A 16,057-nucleotide genomic window follows, 5' to 3' on the forward strand; every position below is an offset into this window, starting at 1 on the left:
CGACAGCAGAAGGGCAATAATCGCTATCACCACCAGCAGCTCAATCAGGGTGAATGCTTTTCGTCTTATCCTCTTTTGTCTCATTTCCATACCCCTTTGCCAAAGAGTAACGGCCCCCTTTTCTTTCCAACAACAACAATCTATTCAAAGCAACCGGTTGCTATTATCGTACATTCTTGTCTTTTTGTCAAGGGATACTCAAAAAATTTCTTTTATTTTTTTCGAGTTTCCTGTTCCCTTCATCCGGGACATCCTTCTAACCTCCTTCTTTTCAAAGACTTATTGAACATAATGTGAGTAGAGGAACCGCCGCCGTTTTTTTAAAAAACCGCGTCCACATTGAACTGGATTCCCCCAATTCCAAAGTCGGTCGGTTGAAAGAAATCCTCCGCCCGTTCTTTCTTCATTCTTAATTCGTAATTCTTCATTTTTCAAATTCGTGGTCCTATAGTCCAATATAATCCGCGGTAAAAAAACTCTCCACTCCGGTCCAAAATCGAGGGAGAGTGTCCGTTTGTCTTTTTTTCTAACAAAGCCGTTTCCAACCGTCCAAAAATTGAATAAAATATGGATTTCAAACTCTCAAAACGGAATCTGTCATCTTCTGAGAACAAAGATTATGAAGCAGGAATTGATTATCAGCATCAGCGGATTGCGGGGCCTGGTTGGAGAGAACTTCTTTCCGGAAACGGCCGCGTTGTACGGCGCAGCCTTCGGGACATTCCTCAATGAGCAGTGGGGCCGCGCTGTCGGTAAACCCGTCGTTGCTTTAGGAAGGGACTCCCGCATCAGTGGTGCAATGTTTGCCGCCGCCGCAGCGTCCGGCCTCTGCAGTGCCGGCGCGGACGTCATCGATTTGGGAATCTGTTCGACCCCTGCAGCAGGCCTGATGGTCCGTCATCTCGGATGTCAGGGCGGAGCCGTCATCACCGCCAGCCACAACCCCATCGAATACAACGGCATCAAACTTCTGCTGGACAACGGAATTGCCCCGCCGAAACCGCTGGCCGAACAGATTCGCCAACGCTTTGTCGAGAAGAAAGTCCGTTACGTCGATGCTGTCCGCTGCGGCATCATTTCCTCCAATACCCAGACCGTTCAGGTCCACGTGGACAAGGTCCTCTCCATTGTCAACCCCGACCAGATTCGACGGCGCAAATACAATGTCGTTCTGGACAGCATCAACGGAGCCGGCGGCCCGGAAGCTCAAAAACTCCTCGAAGAACTCGGCTGCCGCATCGTTGGAATCAACCTCGAACCGTCCGGACGATTTGCCCACAAACCCGAGCCGACGCAGGAAAATTTGACAGACTTGTGCGAAAAAGTTCGGCAAACCGGCGCCGATTTGGGCTTCGCTCAGGACCCGGATGCCGACCGGCTGGCCATCGTGGATGAGCAGGGAACGTACATCGGAGAAGAATACACCCTCGCCTTTGCCGCCCTGCTGCGTTTCTCTGAACAGCCGGGCGGAAAAGCCGCCGCCAACCTGTCCACATCCAGAATGATAGACGACATCGCCGCCCGCTTCGGCGGGACTGTCCTTCGCACCCCCGTCGGCGAAGCCCACGTAGCCAATACCATGCTGGAGCACCAGTGCATCATCGGCGGCGAAGGCAACGGCGGCGTCATCGACCTGCGGATCGGCCCCATTCGCGACAGTTTGGTTGCGATGGCCTTAACCCTCCAGCTGATGGCCCAAACCGGAAAGTCCGTCCGGCAATTGACGCAGGAAATCGGCCGTTACGAAATGGTTAAGCTCAAATACGCCGCCAATGCCAAACAGGCACAGGCCCTGATTCAGGCCGCTTGTTCCGCCTTCCCACAGGCCAAAACAGACACTCGAGACGGCTGTCGGCTCGACCTGCCGGACGGCTGGCTCCATATCCGCACCAGCAACACCGAACCGATCGTCCGTATCATCTTTGAAACGCGTACCGCCGAAGCATCCGCCGACCTGGGCCGAAAAATTGAATCCATTTGTCAAAAGGTTTTAAAACGATGAATTCGAACCTGTCCGCTGATAATCCGCAGATTCGCCGCATCACGCTTATAGGGCTGTGGCTGAACCTCTTCCTGTCCCTCCTTAAGGCCGTTGTCGGCTTTTGGGCCGGCTCCATCGGTTTGGTGGCGGACGCCGTTCATTCACTTTCCGACCTGCTGACCGACCTGGCTGTTTTGGTAGGAATTCATTGGGGCACAAAAGAGCCGGATTCGACTCACCCATTCGGCCACGGCCGGCTGGAAACCTTCAGCACCGCCGTAATCGCCTTGGTCTTGGGACTTGTCGGCGGAGGAATGATTTACAAAGCCGCCGTCGAAATCGCCCGGCTGTCGGCTTCGGAACATCCCGCATCCTTTATGCCTTTGGCCGTCCTTTGGATTGCAGCCCTGTCCATCATTTCCAAAGAATGGCTCTATCAGATTACCCGCCGCACGGCGATTCGCTGCCACAGCACCACGCTCTATGCCAATGCCTGGCATCATCGCAGTGATGCCTTCAGCTCGGTGGCCGTACTCGTCGGAGCCGCCTGCGTCCGCTTTCTGAACTATCCGTACGGAGACCACCTGGCGGCGATTGTCGTCGGCCTGATGATTATTTTTGTTGCCGTTCGCATCTTTACCGACTGCCTGAACGAATTCAGTGAGCAAGCCGCCGATCAGCAGACCCTCGGACAAATCAAGACCATCCTCACCGAACAGCCCCGGATCGCCCAATGGCATCAGCTCCGAACCCGGCGTGTGGGGCGGGAAATCTTTTTGGATGTGCATATTCTTGTGGATCCGCAGCTGACCATCACGGAAGCCCATGCTATTTCGCACGAATTAGAGGTTTCCCTTCACAACCGGCTTCCGCGGCCGGTCAACGTCATTGTGCACGTCGAACCGGACCTGCCGGAACTGCGGCGATAATCATTCTGTTGGGGGCACTCGGCAGAGGAACCACTCGTTCCCCTTCCGGCAGAAAGCAAAACAACCTGTTAAAACCTCTCCTTCCAGGCGGAAAAGGATGTGGGAGTCGGTCCTTCTCAAAACGGTCAGCCGCCCTCGGTCTTCCCGCTGCACCCTTGCCGTGTTTTGCTGCACCGGCCCTTCATAAGTCAGAAAGCGGAAGTCATGGTCGTCAATCTTGTCCGACCGGAGCAGCTCCTGCCCTATTTCCTGCGGCGGACAACTCACCCTCCACGTCTGCAGCGTTCCGCCCTCTTCGAGCATCCAATCCCAATGAATCCCTGCCGGCGTGATATGCTTGTGAATCACAAACTGTCTTTCCCGCTCGGAAGGTTCACAAGGCATCCTGCAGCATCGCTCCTTTACTGCGCCTGAAGGGCTGTAATCGCCGCTGTGCCAACAATATCCTCCGGCACACAGCCGCGGGACAGGTCATTGACCGGACGCGCCAGCCCCTGCAGAATCGGGCCGTAGGCCTCAAAATTGCCCAGCCGCTGAACGGCCTTGTAGCAAATATTGCCTGCCTCCAGATTGGGGAAAATAAACACATTCGCCCGGCCCTTCAGCGGACTGTCCGGACATTTTAACGCGGCGACCTCCGGAACAAACGCCGCATCAAACTGAAGTTCCCCATCAACAATAACTTTCCCGCCGTATCCGAAAAGATGTCCGACCTTTTCCCGCGTTCTCTCGGCGGCCATTGCCACCTTCATCGCCCCTTCAGACTTGGCGGAACCCTTTGTTGAATAAGACAGCATCGCAATTTTCGGCTCAATCCCGAACTGCATCGCTGTAATCGCGGTCGAAACCGCAATGTCAGACAATTGGGCCGTTGTCGGGTACTCGACCAAACCGCAATCCGCAAACAGGTAGATTTCCTCCCCGCGGCACATAAAAAAGACGCTCGAGATGGTCTTAAATCCCTCTGCAGGACGAATAATCTGCAAAGCAGGCCGTATCATATCGGCAGAGGCATGAATCGCCCCGCCGACCAGACCGTCTGCGTCTCCATTTTTGACCATCAGTGTTCCAAAGTAGATATTATCCTCGACCAGTTTTTCTGCATCCTCCATAGTAAGCCCTTTAGACTTGCGGATTTCATAAAGACACTGGGCATACCGCTGATGTTCATCTGACGTTTTGGGGTCGATAACTCGGATTTCATCCGTTTTAGCCCCCAGGGCCTTCAAATCCCTGTAGACCTGGTCAGTCTCCCCCAAAACGATAATGCGGGCTATTTTTTTGTCAGTAAGAATCTTAGCCGCCTCTAAAACCCGCTTGTCCGAACCTTCCGCCAAAACAATAGTTTTCTGACGCTGTGACGCCTGATAAAGAATTTTTTCCAGAAAGCTCATAATCAGGATTCTTTCAAGAAAAGAAGGGATTTTATCGTAAAAACGAACTACGCCTGAAGGGACTCGAACCCCTAACCTTCGGTTCCGTAGACCGACGCTCTATCCAGTTGAGCTACAGGCGCATCAATTTTTTCAGGCCCCCTTCCACCCGGCGTTTTCTTTTGATGGTACTCTACCGGAAGCCCTATGTTTTTTCAAGTAAAATTCCCTTTTTCAATCTCGATGAACGTCGGCCGGTTTTCGGCCGCAACTCCTTGCTAAACAAAAAACACAGGTTATAATAAGTCCGCCATGGAAAAAGACTTAAAAAACTCTGTTGGAATTGTAAAAACCCAGTACATCCGCGTGGTCCAGGCCGATGCGCCCCTGACCCTGCAGTGCGGGAAAACCCTGGGCCCGATCGACGTGGCCTACGAAACCTATGGGACTTTGTCCGAAAATAAAGACAACGTCATCTTGATTTGTCATGCCCTCAGCGGCGATGCCCACGTAGCCGGCTACCACAGTCCTGATGACCGAAAGCCCGGCTGGTGGGACTGTATGGTCGGCCCCGGAAAACCAATCGACACAACCCGCTATTTCGTCATCTGCTCCAATGTCTTAGGCGGCTGTAAAGGTACAACAGGGCCTTCCTCCTTCAATCCCGCCACGGGGAAACCTTATGGGCTGCAATTCCCGATTATCACCATCCGGGATATGGTGCTTGTACAAAAACTGCTCCTGGATGCATTGGGTATTGAACAGCTTCTGGCCGTCATCGGGGGCTCGATGGGCGGGATGCAGGTTCTTCAGTGGGCCGCGGCGTATCCGGAAAAGGTTCGTTCCGCCGTCTGCATTGCCAGCACGACCCGTCTGAACGCCCAGGCCATTGCATTTGATGCCGTCGGACGAAATGCGATTTTGGCCGACCCCAATTTCTGTGAGGGACAATACACAGAGGAACGTTCTCCGGACCAAGGATTGGCAATTGCCCGAATGATTGGACACATCACCTATTTGTCTGAACAATCGATGCGGGCGAAATTCGGCCGTCAACTTCAGAAAAAAGACGAATACAGTTATGATTTTCATTCGGAATTTGCCGTTGAAACCTATCTGGATTATCAGGGACAGGCATTTACAGAGCGGTTCGACGCCAATAGTTATCTGTACATTACCAAAGCGATGGACTATTTCGACCTGGTCCGCGAATACGGCACGCTTCAGCAGGCATTTCGAAACACATCCTGCCGATACTGCATTGTCAGCTTCAGCAGCGACTGGCTGTTCCCCCCGGAGCAGTCGGAGGAAATTGTCCATGCCCTTGGGGCCGAAAAAAAGGATGTGACCTATTGCAATATTCATTCCCCCTACGGTCATGATGCGTTTCTGCTTGAAGTGCAGGAACTGGGAGCTTTAATTTCCGGATTCTTGTATTCTACCCTCCAGCAGATTCGGACAGGACAGTCTTTAGTCCCAAGCATCCTAACCTCTTCAGCAGAAAAAAAACATTCATCGGAGCATGCCAAGCGAGCCCGCATCGATTATGAACTGATTGACTCCCTGATTGAACCCGGCAGCCGAGTGCTGGACCTCGGCTGCGGTGACGGGGAACTGCTGGTTCGGCTTATGGAGGACAAAAAGGTAATCGGCCAGGGAGTAGAAATCGATCAGGATTTGGTGATTCACTGCATCCAGCGGGGGCTCTCCGTCATTCATCGGGATATTGAGAAGGGACTGGAAGAGTACCCGGCGGACAGTTTTGACTATGCGATTTTATCCCAGACCATTCAAACCCTGCGGGATCCGGAAAAGGTTCTCCGACGGCTTCTGCGCATCGCCAAAAAAGTCATTGTCAGTTTCCCGAACTTTGCTCACTGGCGATGCCGCTTCCAGCTCTTTTTCAAGGGACAAGCACCGCAGACACGGCAGCTTCCCTACCGCTGGTACAATTCCCCCAACATTCACTTTCTTTCGATGAAAGACTTTGACCGTTTCTGTACCGAACGGGGCATTCAGATTGAAAAACGGATTCCGCTTCGGCGAAACATAGCAGCTCCGCTTCGGATTTGGCCGAATCTGCTGGCTGCACAGGCCGTTTATGTTCTGAGCAAATACCAGACGTGAGAAATCAACTGACTTAAGTCGGTTTACACATGGAACCCACAGTAGTCAATCTCACGGCAGACCGTTTTCATAGCCTCCCACAGGGAAGGATCCTGTGCCGCCGCCAGAGCAAGGGCAAACAGAACATACTCCTCCCGGAATAAATGCTCCCGCATGGCCGGGCCGATATAGCGTACCAATGAAGTCAGCTGATTCTTGAAAACCCCAAACGATATATTCTGAAAAGCCATTCTCAGCTTGAGCAGGTCTTCAATCGTAATCTGAAGATACAGATGCTCTTTTTCAATAGAACGGCAGAGAGATTCCCATCCCTGTTTTTTAAGCATGGGGAAAATCACATCATCCTCTCTGGCGATGTGCTCGGCCATCCCCTGAAGATGCTCAAGAATGTGCGAAAGCCGCATCAACTCCGGACTGGCGGCGGAAAGCGAGGGCTGTCGGTCAATTTCTGCAGCAACCTCTTCCAAATCCGCCAAAAAACAGCGAAATAGATCATGTTCAGCCGCCACTTTGCGCAGAATATGGTTGTCCGGCAAGCGCCGCACGAGATCTGCTTTGCCCGTTTCCATTATGCCCATCAGAACAAACGCTGTACAAAGCTGCTGAACCTGTTCAGCAGAAAAACCGCTTTTCAGAAGACGATGTTCGGCTTTGGCAATATCATTAGGCCGAATGCGGCTGAGCAGCTGTGAAGCCTGACGCCGAATCAAGGGACGATTCTTGCCTTCATGGATTTGAATCAGCAAACCCGCCAGTTTGGACGAGATATCTTTTTTTGAGGCCTTCATAATAGGTCTCTTTCATTTTATAGACACCCCTCTGGTATATACGAAGAAACAGAACAGAGAGGTTCTAAAAAAGGGCTGACGAATCCAACGATAGATGGAAAAGGGACTACCCTCGAAGAAAAGACAGAATCGCCCCAAAGGCGATGGCCGCCGTCTCAATTCTGAGAACGTTGGGATTGATTTGAATGCTGGATGCCCCCATCGATTGTAAGGTCTTCTTTTCGTCTTCCGTAACCCCCCCCTCCGGTCCTATCAGACAGACTATATCCTTGCCGCTAAACAGGTCCTCAGCTTTTTTCAAACCCTTTTGGGACGATGGTTCACAAGAAGGTTCTCCATAAATCCAGGCGGATTGAGGATATTCTATGTGGATTTGTTCTATCGCCTTAGGAAGGGGCCACGGTCCGCTCAATCGCGGCAGAAAAACTCTTCCGGATTGCTTAGCGGCTGAGACCGCAATCTTCTCATAACGGGCCATCGCTGACTCCTTGCCTATTTTAACTGTTCGCTCGTAGGCCACTGCTATGATATGATCGACTCCCAATTCTGTACATTTTTCGACAAGAAAATCAAAACGATTGGTTTTGGGCATACTGACCGCCAGAACTATTTTCCTTGCCGGCGGAGGAAAAGAACGAATTTCATTTACTACGAGCGAAACCTTGTCTTTGTGAATAGAAGAAACTCGGGCAAAAGCCAGACGACCCCTTCCGTCGAAAAGTTCCACAGTTTCGCCCGTCTCAAGCCGCAGAACATGTGCCAAGTGATGCGATTCCGAAGGGTCCAGCAACACCATTGAAGATGACAAATCCGGACAAAAAAAACGGGGTATCCGCACAAACCTTACCTCAATGATAGACTAAAAAAGATGGTAAAAACAGTGAAATGCAGATAAAAAAACAGCCCGAAACCTAAACGGTTCCGCCGCCCTTTTCAGCCGTTAAACCGTTTAGGATTCAATTTCAACCTTTGGGGCCTGTTTCTCGTATCGGAGCAGCTCATTCAGCAAATTGTTATAGGCCGCAATGCTGTCTGCACAATCCTTCTTTGCCCCGGCGGATGATGATACCGCCGCAGCCGGAATGGTGTTGACAGTCTGACATTGCTTGCAGCGCACTTTTTTTCCGGCATACTCATCCGGTACGCTGTAAGCATGGCCGCACTTTGTACACGAGAAGTTAATCAAAGCTGTATCTCCTTTCAGGATAATACAATCAGCTTCCTAATTCTTATGCGTTTGAGAAAAAACTCAAACTTTCAATAACAATACACATCAAGGATAATAAAAAACTTCAATCAAGATATAATTATTGAATCGTATAAATATGATTTTCGACCGCTTCTTGTATTATCCTTTCAAAGAGCAGCCGACATTATACAAGACGGTTTCCTATAAGTAAATGTTTCAAAATATCTTTTTTTACATTTTTTCTGAAAAACATTTGCATTCTTTTTAAGTAGAACTATAATAGTCCTATATAAAAAAGGAACAAACAGACATAAAATGGATATAATTAAAAGAAACACCGATTATGCCCTTCGCATCCTGTCGGAGTTAGTAAATGATCCAAACCGGCAGAGGGTTCTTTCAGCAAGGCATCTTTCCGATGTACTGCATATTCCCTATCCGATTACCTGTAAACTATTGCAAAAGCTTCAAGATTGTAAAATTACCACGTCCATTATGGGACCTAAAGGGGGATATACATTAGCTCGTCCACCCAGTCAGATTACCTTTCTGGAGGTGATTGAAGCAATCCAGGGCCCCATTCATATGAATCGGTGTTTCTTCAACCGCTTCCATTGCCCGCTGAAAGAACGATGCCCTCTTCGAAAAAAACTCGGAAAAATCCACGAGGACATTCTGTTTTCCCTGAAAACTACGACTCTCGAGGAAATTCAGGACAAAGGATTGAATCAAACAGGAGAATAAACAATGACCACTGACGGCAGCGTCAAAATTCTGGAAGAAATCAAGGCTCGGGCCGTTTCTCTCAATGACCTGGTTCAATATGCTTGCGATTCTATTGTCAGCAAAATCCTGCTGGACAAGCCCGTCGGATCGCTGACCCTCTTTGCCTTCGACAAAGGGCAGCGGTTGAGTGAACACACCTCCCCCTATGACGCCGTGGTTCAGATTATCGATGGAACGGCGGAATTAACCATCGGCGGACAAACAGTACCCGCCGAAAAAGGCCAGATTGTGATTATGCCTGCCGGAATCTCCCACGCGGTTCACGCGAAAACCGCCTTCAAAATGCTTTTGACGATGATTCGTCAAAAATAAAAAAAATGGAATAACCCAACTCAATTGCAGGAAAGGAGATACAAATGTTCTGTTATCAGTGTGAACAAACAGCCGGCGGAACAGGGTGCACCAAAATGGGTGTGTGCGGCAAAACTCCGGAGACAGCCGACCTTCAGGACCTTCTCGTTTATGCCGCCAAGGGTATCGCCAATTATGCGCATCGTGCCGGACAGCTCGGTCTTCGAAGCAAAGAAATCGACCGATTCGTTGTGGAAGCCCTTTTCAGTACGGTAACGAATGTCAACTTTGATCCCCAGCGGCTGGAAGAGCTGGTTCAGCAGGCGGACAAAATCCTCATCCAGGCCCGCCGACTCTATGAAGAGGCCTGCAGGAAAACCGGCAAAAAGCCCGAACCTTTGTCCGGACCGGCTGCCTGGCGGGCCCCCTCCAATCGTCAGGAGATGCTTCAGGAAGCACAAGCTGTCGGTATTGCCAACCGACTGGAAGCCTGCGGGCCCGATGCGGCAGGACTTCAGGAACTGATTCTGTACGGCTTGAAGGGGATGGCCGCTTATGCCGACCACGCTATGATTCTCGGCGTTGAAGACAGCGGCGTCTATGCCTTTTTTCATGAAGCCTTGGATTTTTTGACAAGCGATCAAGCTCAGGAGGTCAATGCTTTGGTTGGAATGGCCCTTAAGGTCGGCCAGGTCAATCTGAAAGTGATGGAAATGCTCGATCAGGCCAATACGGGAACCTATGGACATCCCGAGCCGACCTCAATTCGCATCTCTCCGGTCAAAGGCAAGGCCATCCTCGTTTCCGGACATGACCTGCGGGATTTGGAACTGCTGCTCAAGCAGACGGAGGGCAAGGGCATCCATGTTTATACGCACGGGGAAATGCTGCCGTGCCTGGCCTATCCGGGTCTGAAAAAATACAACCATCTGGTCGGCAACTATGGAACCGCCTGGCAGAATCAGCACAAGGAATTTGACGCTTTCCCAGGGGCAATTCTGATGACGACCAACTGCATCCAGCGTCCGAAAGATACCTACAAGGACCGCATCTTCACAACGGGGCTGGTGGCGTGGCCCGAGGTGCGGCATATCGGTCCGGATAAAGACTTTACCCCCGTCATTCAGGCTGCCCTGGCCGCTCCCGGATTCACGCAGGATGCCCCGGAAAAACGCATCACCATCGGGTTTGCCCGTAATGCCGTTATGAGCGTGGCCGGCCAGGTCATCGAAGCCGTCAAAGCCGGCAAAATCCGGCATTTCTTCCTCATCGGCGGCTGCGACGGTGCCAAGCCCGGACGCAATTACTACACCGAATTGGCTCAGGCCGTCCCGAAAGACTGCGTCATCCTCACGCTGGCCTGCGGCAAATACCGCTTCAATATGCTCGATTTCGGCAATATCGGCGGCATCCCGCGGCTCCTGGATGTGGGACAATGCAACGACGCCTACTCCGCGATTCAGATTGCCGTCGCCCTGGCTAACGCCTTCGGCTGCGGTGTGAACGATCTGCCTCTTTCGCTGATTCTCAGCTGGTACGAACAGAAGGCCGTCTGCATCCTGCTGACCCTGCTGCATTTGGGCATCAGGAATATGAAGCTGGGGCCCTCCCTGCCGGCCTTTGTCGGACCGAACGTGCTGAAAGTGCTTGTGGAACAGTTCAACATCGCCCCGATTTCCACCCCGCAAAAAGACCTGGCGGAAATCCTGGGCTGAAAAAGAGGATTCCAATGCTTCGGAATATCGTCGTAATTGATGAAGAAAAATGCGACGGCTGCGGCCTGTGTGTCAAGGCCTGCGCCGAAGGGGCCATCCAAATCATCAACGGCAAGGCCAAACTGGTCAGTGAAACGTACTGTGACGGCCTGGGGGCGTGTCTGGGACACTGCCCCCGGGGCGCCATTACCATCGAGCAGCGCCGGGCGGCGGCATTCGACGAGAAAGCGGCCCACGAACACGTAAATCGGCTGAAAGCCGCATCCGAAAAACCTTTTTCCGGCTGCCCGGGGATGAAAATGATGCAGCGAAAACCGCAGGAAACTGTTGTCGGCACCGGCGACAGTGAAATCCCTTCTCAACTGGGCCAATGGCCGGTGCAGCTGAAGCTTCTGTCCCCGACGGCGCCGTATTTCGCGCAGGCCGACCTGATGCTCGTGGCGGATTGTGTCCCCTTTGCGATGGGAGATTTCCATCCTTCGCTGCTGAAAGGACATACCATTGCCGTGGGGTGCCCGAAACTGGACGACCGGCAATATTATGTCGAAAAGGTCAGCCAAATCCTGCGGCTCAATGACATCCGCTCTCTGACGGTTGTTCGGATGGAAGTCCCCTGCTGCAGCGGCCTGACCCAAATCGCCCGGACGGCCGTTGCCGACAGCGGAAAAGCAATGCCGTTTGAAGAGATTACTATCTCGCTGAACGGACAAATCATTCAGCGCAAGACACATCCGGCTTAAGGCGGCTTAATGCGGATTCGGCACGGTCTTGACGGCCAGCAGCCGCGGGCGGTCTCCCGGTGCCCAGATCTGACTGCGGTCAAAAATCGCCAGCACACGCCGCTGCGGGCCGCTTTGCCCGATGCGGACAACAATATAGGCCGTAAAGACATCGCTGCGGGTTGTAAAAATATTGGACAGATGCGAGAGAATTAAATCTCGCTCCTCCAAATCCCCGCGAATTGAACGGTCCCCAACCACATCCAGCCCTTCCTGCTGGGCATAGACTCTCATCGCCGGAATCCTTGAGAGCATCTCTCCGAGGTGAGCATAAGGCCGATTCTGGATGATCAAATCGGCATAATCCTCCACAACCTGCGAGGTGGCCGGATTCGGATCAACCAGATTGATGGTTCCCGAACTGTGCGTCAAAATCCCCGGAATCGCCGCCGCCAAAACCGGTCTGGGGGCTGTATTGATATTGATTCGACCCGGCAGAGACCCCTTTTCCCGATTCAGAAAACAGATAAAGCCCAGCAGGTCCGGGTCCTTGACAATATCATAGCGAATATCTCCCTCAGAAGACGCCCGGGCAACGGCCGTCGTAACCGTATTGGGGTCGCTGCCGCTCTGGTTGCCGACAAACAGCACCTTTTGAAAATCGCCGAGCGTAAAAAACGTCCGCTCCGCTGAGAGAGACGGAAAATCCGCAACCGGCATCTGCCAGCCGTCTTTGTCCACCGTAACCCCGTTGGCCGCCCCGAGCGTAGCCGGGCTTGGGGAAGGCGGAACAGCCCGCTGATGAACGGCCGCGGAGGCATTCGTAAACTTCCATCCGGTATCCTGCCGTTTGAGCACGTGGAGAGTCGGAAGACCATCTGCCGGATTATCGGTCAGCACAAGTTCGATTTGGGCTCGAGGAATCCGGTCAACCGTGAGAAATCTTGCGGGATTATCCGGACAGGGCCGCTGCACATCGATGCTGTTGGCATCCGTCAGCATCATTCCCAGACCAAAACCTGTAAAGACTACATCCACAGGACTTGCATTTGCGGAACGTATGACAAACCGACCGGGCAAATTCGGCGTACCGGATGGAATCGCTCGGCTCGGCGTGTCCGGAATCGTAAACTCAACGGGAGTTCCGCTCCGCTGCCGAAACACAATCCGCCAGCCGTTCAATGAAATCGGAGAATCATACGGATTCAGCAGTTCAAGGGCCGCCTCCGTCGGATTGTTGCTGTTATCCCGAACTACAAACAGCTCGGAGACAAACGGCTGGCGTTCATAGCCGTAAATCACATCCGTTTCGCTCAGGCCGAAATCCAGTTTTTCAAAAATCCGTTTGCCATCTGCAACCGCATCAATGTTAACAATCGGAATCGACGAATCCTGCGCATTCAGTTCGGTGCTGACCTCCAGAATCAGCCGCTTGATAACGGCCCGGTTAAGAAAAGTCGGATTGCTGTTGACCTGTGCCGGGGTCACAGCAGACGTATCCGGGTCCGTCCAGGCCGTTCCAAAGGGCCCTGTGGTGCTCACCGTACCGTCATCCAGATAATCAATCATATTGGCGACGATTTGAGCGGCCTTGCGGGCAGCGGTTTGAAGCGATTCTCCCTGAGACAGATAATATCCTCGAAACACATAGAGCAGATGCAGGATATTGCGGCGGGCTTGAAGCGTATTGCTCAAAATATCCGCCCTGACGCTTACAGCATATCCGTCGGCGGGCATAAAGATTTTGCGGTAGACTCTGCCGAAAGTGCTCAGTTCGCTCTCGGACCAGCCGACAAAATGCGGCTCGCCGCCCCAGCGCAGATTACGGTCAAAACTGACAAACGTGCACACATGCCGGCGGTCGTAATAATAACTGTAGTTATGCGGATTGGCGGTCCACGGACCTGTATCATCAAAGTTTTCCGGATTCATCCGCAGCTTCCAAACCCGAAAATCCTCCGCAGAATCCACCGGTATCCGCTTGACCCGCAGGGCGACATTCCAGCCGCCGACAAACTCCCCGCGCCCAAAGTCAAAGGTTTGATACATCCCGAAAACAGGAGGCATTACAGACAGATTCATTTCCCGCTCAAAACGGGCTACGGCCTTGCTGGTCAGCAGAAACCGATTGCGTATCTCCACCTCATCGCCGATATCAAAAAGGGTGTAAGCAGAGCCGGGATTCTCAATATTCAGGATGGCTTCCTTGTGATAGTTTTCTGCTGTCACGATTACGGAAGGATTGGCCATTCTGGCCTGTCGAATCACAGGAGGCATCGCCCGGTCATCTCCCCGCAGAAACGCCTCATAATCCGCCTCTGAAAGCCAGCGTCCCTGTCCGGTCCATGGAGTCGCTTTTCGGGTCAGGTGGGCCGTGTTCAGATTCAGCATCGCACAGTTGTCGATGATCCGCACAGCTGCATAGATTCGCTCCCCGCTCGGAGTTTCCATCGCAGGCACCCAGAGACTGTCGGCCACCCCGTCCCCGTCGGCATCCGCCGGGGCCCAGAAAACATCTGTCAGGTTCGGATAATCCGGCACAATCGCCCCCCAGAATTGAGGATTGTTCTGCGGGTCAAGCTGTCCGGTCCCTTCCCGTAAAATCCGATCCCAGACATTCGGCGCCGGCCACAGACTGGACAGATACGGCCAGCGGTACAAATCATCCGTCGGGTCATCCGTTGTGCCGTTATCGCTGATTCGCACCGGTTCCAGCGAGGCCAGCCACGAGTCCGCTGCCCCCGGGGCATCATACGGTTCGTTCGTAAGTCCCTTCCCGTCACAGAGCCCGCTGTTCAAATTGTATCCGAACAAATCCTGCAAAAGCACCAGTTCTATTTTGTCAAGCACCATCCGCACAGCCTGGTCCATCTGATGTTCCTGACGGGCGGCTGTCCCCAGAATATCCCCCACCCGCGAAATCATCAGGAACATAATGCCCACCAGCGAAAGCAGAACCGCCGCCACCACCACCAGAATCAGCGCTGAGCCGCGCTGCCGATTCAACGGTTTGTTTCGTCTTGTATTCCTCATACAGCCCTCTCTTGATGCAGAGGTTCCCTGTCGCTACGGTTTCAGATCGACAAGATAAGTAAAGGTCTTTCCCTCCGGAAAAACCCCTTTGGAGTCATACAGGGTAAACGTAAACTTCAAAACCGAGCCGATTTGTGTCTCGAACTCTGACGGATTCCGATTAAAGTAATACCCCTTCAGGTTTTCTGTATCAATTCGGCCGCTCGTGAGCGTATAACCGTTGGCCGTACCATCCCATCGCTGTGTGTCTGCATCGCTGTAATTGCCGTCATAATTCGGATCAATTTCAGGCCACCATCGCATATAACCCGGCTCCCAAATCTGCACATGAAACTGGCCGACCCCCTTGCACAAAAGCATGTGAATGGTATTGGCGGTCGTTTGCGGAGTGGAAAAATCGATTCGCGGACCGCCCTCCCGGGAAGAACTGTCTGCCACACGCAAATCGAGCACCTTAGCCAAAATCTCTCTCTTATAAGCCGTAAAATCTAAACCAAGCCAATCCTCCAGAGACATTGTCTGGTACTCGAGTGAAAAATTCAGATTCTCAAATGTCGCCTCATTCCAGCCCGCTGAAAAATCCGGAAACACCGGCAGACTCGAATCGGAAGTGAGCAGATGCTGAGTGCGGCAGAAAAGACGCTTTCGCGGGTCCGGCTGCTGAGAAGCCCGCCGTCCGTCCGTCTCTCGTCCAAAACTGTAGCAAATACGAGCCAAATTGGAGTGAACAAGGACTCCTCCCTCTGCGGGCTGCGGGTCATAAGATTGAAAGGAGCCGACTGCAAAAAAATACATCCGGTCAAAACTAAGATAGCGGTCCGGAACACCATCGCCGTTTTCATCAAGAACGGAACCATCAGATTTAAGATGCGGAGAAGGCGCCCAGACCAAAGCAAATTCAGCATCCTTCTGCAGACCGGCCAGGTCGGTTTTTAACTGGTGTGTAATGGCCTGATACTTCTGCATAATCTCCGCTGTAGCCGAGGCCGCTCGATAGGCCTGCACCGAATGCCGGAAGACAACCCCTGAAACAGCCAGCATTACAACCACCAGCGTCATCGCCACCAGCAGTTCTACAATGGTAAAAGCAGGTTGTTTTCCGTTCCGGTTCATACGCTTCGATGGG

At 52.4% G+C, this 16,057-nt stretch carries 14 protein-coding genes and 1 tRNA gene; 7 read left to right on the forward strand and 8 right to left on the reverse strand.

Going from position 1 to position 16,057, the window contains the following annotated elements:
• The first annotated feature begins 619 nt into the window (after positions 1 to 619).
• A complete protein-coding gene (gene glmM / locus PKY88_11920) occupies positions 620 to 2,002 on the forward strand; it encodes a phosphoglucosamine mutase (protein HOQ05907.1) in 1,383 nt (460 codons plus the stop codon).
• The gene (locus tag PKY88_11925; GenBank protein ID HOQ05908.1) at positions 1,999 to 2,910 is read left to right on the forward strand and encodes a cation diffusion facilitator family transporter; all 912 of its coding nucleotides are present in this window, start codon (positions 1,999 to 2,001) and stop codon (positions 2,908 to 2,910) included. Before glmM ends, PKY88_11925 begins: the two co-directional genes overlap by 4 nt.
• On the opposite strand, the gene PKY88_11930 is transcribed toward PKY88_11925, so the two are convergent.
• The 3 genes from PKY88_11930 to PKY88_11940 form a co-directional block, all read right to left on the reverse strand.
• Complete coding sequence (locus PKY88_11930) at positions 2,911 to 3,294, reverse strand: DNA polymerase ligase N-terminal domain-containing protein (GenBank protein HOQ05909.1); 384 nt, start codon at positions 3,292 to 3,294, stop codon at positions 2,911 to 2,913.
• Between the two features lie 17 nt (positions 3,295 to 3,311).
• Positions 3,312 to 4,304: a phosphate acetyltransferase gene (gene pta / locus PKY88_11935; GenBank protein HOQ05910.1), complete on the reverse strand. Its 993-nt coding sequence runs from the start codon at positions 4,302 to 4,304 to the stop codon at positions 3,312 to 3,314.
• Positions 4,305 to 4,352: 48 nt separating this feature from the next.
• Positions 4,353 to 4,426 (reverse strand) — tRNA-Arg (locus tag PKY88_11940).
• Between the two features lie 169 nt (positions 4,427 to 4,595).
• On the opposite strand from PKY88_11940, the gene PKY88_11945 reads away from it, so the two are divergent.
• Positions 4,596 to 6,410: a homoserine O-acetyltransferase gene (locus PKY88_11945; protein ID HOQ05911.1), complete on the forward strand. Its 1,815-nt coding sequence runs from the start codon at positions 4,596 to 4,598 to the stop codon at positions 6,408 to 6,410.
• A 23-nt stretch (positions 6,411 to 6,433) separates the two neighbouring features.
• Here the strand turns inward: PKY88_11945 and PKY88_11950 are convergent, their stop codons facing one another.
• From PKY88_11950 to PKY88_11960, 3 genes are all read right to left on the reverse strand, one after another.
• The gene (locus PKY88_11950; protein ID HOQ05912.1) at positions 6,434 to 7,198 is read right to left on the reverse strand and encodes a DUF438 domain-containing protein; all 765 of its coding nucleotides are present in this window, start codon (positions 7,196 to 7,198) and stop codon (positions 6,434 to 6,436) included.
• A 106-nt stretch (positions 7,199 to 7,304) separates the two neighbouring features.
• Entirely contained in the window at positions 7,305 to 8,036 is a 732-nt protein-coding gene (locus PKY88_11955) for an RsmE family RNA methyltransferase (protein ID HOQ05913.1), read from the reverse strand.
• A 111-nt stretch (positions 8,037 to 8,147) separates the two neighbouring features.
• Positions 8,148 to 8,384: a hypothetical protein gene (locus PKY88_11960; protein HOQ05914.1), complete on the reverse strand. Its 237-nt coding sequence runs from the start codon at positions 8,382 to 8,384 to the stop codon at positions 8,148 to 8,150.
• 318 nt (positions 8,385 to 8,702) lie between these two features.
• On the opposite strand from PKY88_11960, the gene PKY88_11965 reads away from it, so the two are divergent.
• From PKY88_11965 to PKY88_11980, 4 genes are read left to right on the forward strand one after another with little or no spacing between them, the layout of a single operon-like run.
• On the forward strand, positions 8,703 to 9,131 hold the full coding sequence (locus PKY88_11965; protein HOQ05915.1) for an Rrf2 family transcriptional regulator: 429 nt from the start codon (positions 8,703 to 8,705) through the stop codon (positions 9,129 to 9,131).
• 3 nt (positions 9,132 to 9,134) lie between these two features.
• The gene (locus PKY88_11970) at positions 9,135 to 9,485 is read left to right on the forward strand and encodes a cupin domain-containing protein (protein ID HOQ05916.1); all 351 of its coding nucleotides are present in this window, start codon (positions 9,135 to 9,137) and stop codon (positions 9,483 to 9,485) included.
• Between the two features lie 44 nt (positions 9,486 to 9,529).
• Positions 9,530 to 11,179: a hydroxylamine reductase gene (gene hcp / locus PKY88_11975; protein HOQ05917.1), complete on the forward strand. Its 1,650-nt coding sequence runs from the start codon at positions 9,530 to 9,532 to the stop codon at positions 11,177 to 11,179.
• Between the two features lie 14 nt (positions 11,180 to 11,193).
• Positions 11,194 to 11,919 carry a 4Fe-4S binding protein gene (locus PKY88_11980; protein HOQ05918.1) on the forward strand — a complete coding sequence of 242 codons (726 nt, stop codon included), beginning with the start codon at positions 11,194 to 11,196 and terminating at the stop codon, positions 11,917 to 11,919.
• A gap of 6 nt (positions 11,920 to 11,925) precedes the next feature.
• Here the strand turns inward: PKY88_11980 and PKY88_11985 are convergent, their stop codons facing one another.
• Together PKY88_11985 and PKY88_11990 are read right to left on the reverse strand one after the other, a co-directional pair.
• Positions 11,926 to 14,931 carry a hypothetical protein gene (locus tag PKY88_11985; protein HOQ05919.1) on the reverse strand — a complete coding sequence of 1,002 codons (3,006 nt, stop codon included), beginning with the start codon at positions 14,929 to 14,931 and terminating at the stop codon, positions 11,926 to 11,928.
• 33 nt (positions 14,932 to 14,964) lie between these two features.
• Entirely contained in the window at positions 14,965 to 16,044 is a 1,080-nt protein-coding gene (locus PKY88_11990) for a hypothetical protein (GenBank protein ID HOQ05920.1), read from the reverse strand.
• Between the last annotated feature and the right edge of the window lie 13 nt (positions 16,045 to 16,057).

Source organism: Anaerohalosphaeraceae bacterium, from assembly GCA_035378985.1.
Lineage (GTDB): Bacteria > Planctomycetota > Phycisphaerae > Sedimentisphaerales > Anaerohalosphaeraceae > JAHDQI01.

What these genes read in the sequence shown, in the direction of transcription:
- PKY88_11950 (HOQ05912.1), bottom strand. Translation starts at nt 7,198, where the DNA reads ATGAAGGCCTCAAAAAAAGATATCTCGTCCAAACTGGCGGGTTTGCTG.
- PKY88_11970 (HOQ05916.1), top strand. Translation starts at nt 9,135, where the DNA reads ATGACCACTGACGGCAGCGTCAAAATTCTGGAAGAAATCAAGGCTCGG.
- PKY88_11930 (HOQ05909.1), bottom strand. Translation starts at nt 3,294, where the DNA reads ATGCCTTGTGAACCTTCCGAGCGGGAAAGACAGTTTGTGATTCACAAG.
- pta (HOQ05910.1), bottom strand. Translation starts at nt 4,304, where the DNA reads ATGAGCTTTCTGGAAAAAATTCTTTATCAGGCGTCACAGCGTCAGAAA.
- glmM (HOQ05907.1), top strand. Translation starts at nt 620, where the DNA reads ATGAAGCAGGAATTGATTATCAGCATCAGCGGATTGCGGGGCCTGGTT.
- PKY88_11945 (HOQ05911.1), top strand. Translation starts at nt 4,596, where the DNA reads ATGGAAAAAGACTTAAAAAACTCTGTTGGAATTGTAAAAACCCAGTAC.
- PKY88_11990 (HOQ05920.1), bottom strand. Translation starts at nt 16,044, where the DNA reads ATGAACCGGAACGGAAAACAACCTGCTTTTACCATTGTAGAACTGCTG.
- PKY88_11925 (HOQ05908.1), top strand. Translation starts at nt 1,999, where the DNA reads ATGAATTCGAACCTGTCCGCTGATAATCCGCAGATTCGCCGCATCACG.
- hcp (HOQ05917.1), top strand. Translation starts at nt 9,530, where the DNA reads ATGTTCTGTTATCAGTGTGAACAAACAGCCGGCGGAACAGGGTGCACC.
- PKY88_11985 (HOQ05919.1), bottom strand. Translation starts at nt 14,931, where the DNA reads ATGAGGAATACAAGACGAAACAAACCGTTGAATCGGCAGCGCGGCTCA.
- PKY88_11965 (HOQ05915.1), top strand. Translation starts at nt 8,703, where the DNA reads ATGGATATAATTAAAAGAAACACCGATTATGCCCTTCGCATCCTGTCG.
- PKY88_11980 (HOQ05918.1), top strand. Translation starts at nt 11,194, where the DNA reads ATGCTTCGGAATATCGTCGTAATTGATGAAGAAAAATGCGACGGCTGC.